Source organism: Streptomyces sp. NPDC037401 (assembly GCF_055602345.1).
In genome coordinates this window covers 1-5,289 of sequence record NZ_JBVJWO010000074.1, presented here as the reverse complement: position 1 = coordinate 5,289, position 5,289 = coordinate 1, and the positions used below count along the sequence as shown (strand labels likewise).

General features: G+C 66.9%; 5 protein-coding genes and 1 pseudogene. 3 read left to right on the top strand and 3 right to left on the bottom strand.

What is annotated here, in order from left to right:
• The first annotated feature begins 445 nt into the window (after positions 1-445).
• The 3 genes and pseudogenes from ACZ7H1_RS37205 to ACZ7H1_RS37195 all read left to right on the top strand — a co-directional run bounded on the left by ACZ7H1_RS37205 (position 446) and on the right by ACZ7H1_RS37195 (position 2,680).
• Positions 446-901 (top strand): hypothetical protein, encoded by a 456-nt coding sequence (locus ACZ7H1_RS37205; RefSeq protein WP_470792912.1) that lies wholly within the window; start codon positions 446-448, stop codon positions 899-901.
• Between the two features lie 149 nt (positions 902-1,050).
• A pseudogene (locus ACZ7H1_RS37200) lies at positions 1,051-2,030 on the top strand (IS5 family transposase).
• A 362-nt stretch (positions 2,031-2,392) separates the two neighbouring features.
• Complete coding sequence (locus ACZ7H1_RS37195) at positions 2,393-2,680, top strand: hypothetical protein (protein ID WP_470792910.1); 288 nt, start codon at positions 2,393-2,395, stop codon at positions 2,678-2,680.
• 79 nt (positions 2,681-2,759) lie between these two features.
• On the opposite strand, the gene ACZ7H1_RS37190 is transcribed toward ACZ7H1_RS37195, so the two are convergent.
• The 3 genes from ACZ7H1_RS37190 to ACZ7H1_RS37180 all read right to left on the bottom strand — a co-directional run bounded on the left by ACZ7H1_RS37190 (position 2,760) and on the right by ACZ7H1_RS37180 (position 4,934).
• Positions 2,760-3,188, bottom strand: a complete 429-nt coding sequence (locus ACZ7H1_RS37190) for an ester cyclase (RefSeq protein WP_470792909.1) — start codon at positions 3,186-3,188, stop codon at positions 2,760-2,762.
• 21 nt (positions 3,189-3,209) lie between these two features.
• Positions 3,210-4,463, bottom strand: a complete 1,254-nt coding sequence (locus ACZ7H1_RS37185) for an IS256 family transposase (protein WP_470792907.1) — start codon at positions 4,461-4,463, stop codon at positions 3,210-3,212.
• A gap of 240 nt (positions 4,464-4,703) precedes the next feature.
• The gene (locus ACZ7H1_RS37180; RefSeq protein WP_470792906.1) at positions 4,704-4,934 is read right to left on the bottom strand and encodes a hypothetical protein; all 231 of its coding nucleotides are present in this window, start codon (positions 4,932-4,934) and stop codon (positions 4,704-4,706) included.
• Positions 4,935-5,289: the final 355 nt, after the last annotated feature.

The window sequence follows — 5,289 nt, the reverse complement described above, 5'->3', positions numbered from 1 at the left end:
TTCGCTCCGGGCGTGGGAGCCCTTCGGGCCTGGCTCCTTCCGCTTCGCTCCAGGAGCTGCCCGGCTTCGCCGGGCTGGTGCCGGCCTTCGGCCGGAGTCCTGTGCTTCGCTCCGGACTGGTTCGGGTCTCGCTTCGCTCAATCCCGAACGGCCTGCTCCGCAGGCCTGGGTGACCCCGTTTCACGGGGGCCGGGCCTTTGCTCCGCTGGGTGGGTCCGCTTCGCTCCCCCACCCAGCCTTCCGGCTTCGCCTCCAGGATCAGGGCCCGCTCCGCGGACCCGGCTAGCAGTAGTAGGGCGTGACGGTCTCGCGCGTCTGATGGGCGGCAGTAGAGATGCGCTGTGTGGGATCACGAGAGGTGCCACGCCAGGCGTCGCAGGTCAGGAAAGTTCCGGAGGCACGGGAGCGGTCGTGTCCTCACCTCAGGCCTGTCGTTTCTTTGGTTATGAAGAAGATCATCGGTGCTGCCGCGCTTGCCGCCGCCGCCATTTCTATCGCTGCCCCCGCCCATGCCGACGAGCCGAGGGGGACGGACCTGATCCAGGACATCGGGGGGTCGATGATCTCCCAAGTTCCTACGGAGGAACAGCTTTACACCAAGGTGAGGGGCGCTGTTACGGAGCACCCCGAGAACTACGGGCTTCCAGCGCAGGGAGCCGACGCCACGAACCTCGATAAGACCGTCCTCAACGTCGCCAACAAGTTCCTCGAGAACAACAACCCCATGGGAAGCCCCCAACCCAAGGGCAGCCCCACCGTCACCCTCGGCAGCGTCTCTGACCTCAAGAGCCTCGATATCGGAGACATTCAGAGGAATGTTCCTAACCTCAGTGCCCTGAACCTCGGTAGTTCGGGCGCACTGACGGGCCCTACCGGCGGGGCGGGGGCGGCTATCAGATGAACAGGTTTCTACTGGGGCCGCTGGCATGCTTCATTATGAGATCCGGATGAAAAATGGGAAGGGATTGATCCCCTAGGGCCTGTGTGAAGTCGTGATCAGTTCCTGGCTTCTGCCCTCTTCGCAGGGTGGAACCCGGTAGGACTGGGGTGGTGACGCGTAGGCAACTCACCCATGCCCAGTGGAAGTTCATCGAGCCGTACCTGCCGATTGGTAGGTACGGTCCGTACCCGGAGCGGCTGCAGGAGCAGTTCGAGGGTGTGATCTGGCGGTTCCGCTCCAGTGGGCAGTGGCGGGAGATGCCTGCCGAGTTCGGGCCCTGGGCCACCGTCTATGGGCGTTTCAGGGTCTGGCGGAACGCTGGCGTGTTCTCTGCTCTGCTGGAAGGTCTGATCGCTGAGGGAGCCCGCGCCGGACAGGCAGACTTGTCGCTGGTCAGCGTGGACTCCACCACGGTCCGCGCCCACCACGACGCCGCCAGCCTGCGCGTAAGCAAGCACCTCATGGACGCCCTGGAGGAAGCCGCGCAGGAGCAGGAGACAGCCCGGCAAAAGGGGGCGGCACGGAGGAACAGAACGGACAGGCCGAGCGTCGGTGCTTCCGGCGCAGACACCGGCTCCGTCTGAAGGAAGCCCTGCTCGGCAGGTCCCGGGGTGGGCTCACGAGCAAGATTCATCTCGCCGCGGACCGCCGGTGTCGTCCGCTCGCGCTGGTCCTGACCGCCGGGCAGGCCGGGGACAGCCCCCAGTTCATCCCTGTGCTCGCGCGGGTGAGAGTCCGCGTGCCCGTCGGCCGTCCCCGCAGCAGGCCCGGCGCGGTCGCCGCGGATAAGGCCTACTCGTCCCCCGGAAACCGCTCCTACCTGCGCAAACGCGGTATCAAGACCGTCATCCCGGAAAAGCGGGACCAGACCGCCAACCAGAAGAAGAAGGGCGCGAGAGGCGGTCGACCCGTCACCCACGACGCTGACCTCTACAAAGAGCGGAACACCGTAGAACGCCTGATCAACAAGCTCAAAGCCTGGCGAGGCATCGCCACCCGATACGACAAGTCACCCGAGAGCTACCTCGCCGGCATCCACCTCCGCGCCGCAATGATCTGGATCGACGACCTACTCAAGACCACCAACTGATCACGACTTCACACAGGCCCTAACACGGAGCCGGAGCGCGGAACGCGCCCCGGGGTGTGGATCCCCGGGGCGGGCGCCTCGATGGGTCAGGTTTCAGCCAGTCAGTTCCAGTCGTACCGCGCCCGGTTCCACGAGGGAGGTCACTCCCTCCCCGTATGCGATCTCTCGGTTTCGTGTGAGTGCCACCTGCACGAATACCACCCCATGAACTTCCGGCATCTGCTGCGCGACGCGATCCTTCAGGGCCTGCTCGGCACCGTCACAGCCGCCTAGCCCCCGCACAGGACACGGCTGCCTGACCGGGCAAGCCCAGCGCTCGGCAGGGGTGGTGACCAGCACGGTCCAAGATCGTTCATTCCTGTATGAACAACACCGAGCGCGTACTTGTCGCCCTCACCCTTTCCGGAGCCGTCCTGACCATGTCGGGAGCCGCCCACGCCGAGGCCGCGACGCCCAACAGCCACAGCAGCGCCGTTCCGGCTGACGGGATCCTCGGGATCAATCTCAACCACATCCTGCACGGCCTGGGCCTCGGCGTCGGCGGCCAACTCCTCGGCAACGCCACGGGCGCCCACCACGCCACCGGCCATTTCCTCCCCGCCGGCCGCTCCGCCGTCGCACCACTCCCCCTTGCCGGCGGCCTCCTGTAGCAGCCACCGAGCGCGCTCTTCAAGAACGGCGAGTCCCGCGATCTGAGCAATTGTCAAGATCTGTGGATCGAGTCTTGGGTCAGTGCTCGGCAGCGGCTTGTTCTAGCTGAGTGGTGATGCCCTGCCGGTCGATCTGGATCCAGTACTCGACGATCAGGCCGTCCACGACGCGATAGACCGCACTGGTCACCGCGGTGATTTGCGTGCCGGTGGGCGGGTACTGGTCGATCGCTCCGATGTGTTGCCCGACCTGGATCCAGCGGGCGTAGACCCGATCACCGTCAGCAAGGAGTTCGTCCACGCTCAGCGTGAAGGCGCCATAGGCGTCAAGCATCTCCTGAACGTGCTCGGCGTACTGCTGCGGGGTTCGCTCCACGACCACCGGTGCTTCCGAGACGACCTGGTGGGCCCGGACCCGGTCGGCCATGTAGCGGTCGGCCCGGTCGGGGTGCAGCCCCGACCGCACCTGCAGAAGGAACTGGTGGACTACTTCTTTTACGCTGGTCATCAACACATTCTGGCACCGTGGTCATGCGGCGTCGGCCTCGGGGCGTTCGACGAGGTGGCCGTTCCCGAAGCGGTCACCGGCGCGGACGCGGGCGACGAGGTGGGGTGCGGTGATCGCGCGCCAGCGTTCCTGGGCGGACTCGGCGAGTTTGAAGACCATCGCCAGCGCGGCGGCCGCGCTGCCGGCGCCGCGGGTGACCTTGGTCCGGAGCTTGACGGTGCTGAAGGTCGATTCGATGGGATTTGTTGTGCGCAAGTGGAACCAGTGCTCAGCCGGGAAGTCGTAGAAGGCGAGGAGTTCGTCCTCGTCGTCGGTGATCTTCTTGGCAGCCTTGGGCCACTTCGCGCCGTAGGTCCTGGCGAAGTCCTTCACGCCCTTGGCGGCGTGCTCGCGGTCCTCGGCGTTGTAGATCTCCTGCAGGGCCTTCTTCGCTCCGGGCTGCGCGGACTTCGGCAGCGCGTTCATGACATTGCGGGTCTTGTGGACCCAGCACCGCTGGTGGCGGGCGGCGGGGAAGACCTCGGCAAGCCCGTTCCACAGGCCAATCGCACCGTCCCCGGCCACCAGCGCGGGATCGCGCATGCCGCGCCGTCGGCAGTCGCGCAGCAGGTCGGCCCAGGACTCGGTGGACTCGCGCAGGCCCTCGGCGAGCGCGATGAGCTCCTTGCGCCCGTCGGCCCGGACGCCCATGAGGACCAGGACGCAGGAGTGGGCCTGTCCGAGGCGGACCTTGGGGTGGACGCCATCGGCCCACACGTAGACGTAGTCGGATCCGTGCAGGTCACGGGCCTGGAAGGCAGTGTGGTCGGCCTGCCACCGCTTAGTCAGACGGTTGACGACCGGCCCGGAAAGCCCGGCGGCTGAGCCGAGGAACTGCTCCAGCGCGGGCACGAAGTCCCCGCCGGACAGGCCGTGCAGGTAGAGCAGCGGGAGGACCTCGGAGACCTTCGGGGACTTGCGGCACCACGGCGCAAGGATCTTGGAGGAGAACCGCTGACGCTCACCGGTCTCGGTGTCGACGCGCTTGTCGTTCACCCGTGGCGCGGTCACCTCGATCGCGCCGACGGCCGTGGTGACCTGACGCGGACGGTGGTGACCGTTGCGGACCACCAGGCGGCGGCCCCGCTCGTCCTTCTGGCCGGCGAGCTCGGCTATGTACTGGTCCACCTCCGCTTCAAGGGCGACGGCCAGCATGCGGCGGGCGCCCTCGCGGACGATGTCGTCGATCAAGGAGCCGGTGGTGGTGGAACCGTCGTCGTTCACTACGCTGAGCACAGGCGTGCCTTCCCGACCCGCGGGCCTACTCGGTGACCATCAATCAATCACTCGGGAAGGTACGCACTTCGCGTCCAACCCGAGCCCGATCCACAGGTCTTGAGCATTGCTCATGCGATCTCGCGGTTCTGTGTCAGTGCGCCACCTGCACGAATACCACCCCATGACAGTGAGACCTGCCCCGAAAACAGACTCCGACCAGCACCAACGCACAAGCCCTCGCTGTCTCGCACACCACTGTCACGTAGCCGAGAGATCGCACCCAACCTCATCGCGGCCCGCCTCGTCTACGCCGTCGGCCGCGGCCGCCTCCAGCTCCAGCTCCAGCTCCAGCTCCAGCTCCAGCTCCAGCTCCAGCTCCAGCTCCAGCCCATGCTTGCCGCCTATCCCACCCCCCAGGACCGCCAGGCAGCCCTCGCAGCGCTTCCCGCCGAAGACCGGCTCGACGTCGGCCACTTCGAGGACGAACACGAACGACGCCTCGACCTCTACCACAAGGAAAGGGCCCGCAAGAAAGCCGTGCAGCCCCGCAAGGCCACCCGAGGCCACTTGCACAGCGTCCACTGAACACCAGCTTGCTCCAGGAGGGCGGCACCCCCGCCAATGGCCGGGGCGCCGCCCTCCCCGCACACCTCAACCCGGCCCATCACAGAGCCGAAGACCAGCGGGACCGTGCAGGGACAGAGGGCAACCGTGCGGTGCGCGCTGGTCGTCTCGACTGACATGACGACCTCACCCCTACCGCCGCTCCCCGCCCCGGGGGGGGGGGGGGGGGGGGGGGAGAGGAGAAGGAGCGGACCGGGTGGCTTATGAGGGCTGGCAGGAG

Bases quoted from the DNA above. Each gene is read 5' to 3' on its own strand.
- ACZ7H1_RS37190 (WP_470792909.1), bottom strand. From the start codon at position 3,188: ATGACCAGCGTAAAAGAAGTAGTCCACCAGTTCCTTCTGCAGGTGCGG.
- ACZ7H1_RS37195 (WP_470792910.1), top strand. From the start codon at position 2,393: ATGAACAACACCGAGCGCGTACTTGTCGCCCTCACCCTTTCCGGAGCC.
- ACZ7H1_RS37205 (WP_470792912.1), top strand. From the start codon at position 446: ATGAAGAAGATCATCGGTGCTGCCGCGCTTGCCGCCGCCGCCATTTCT.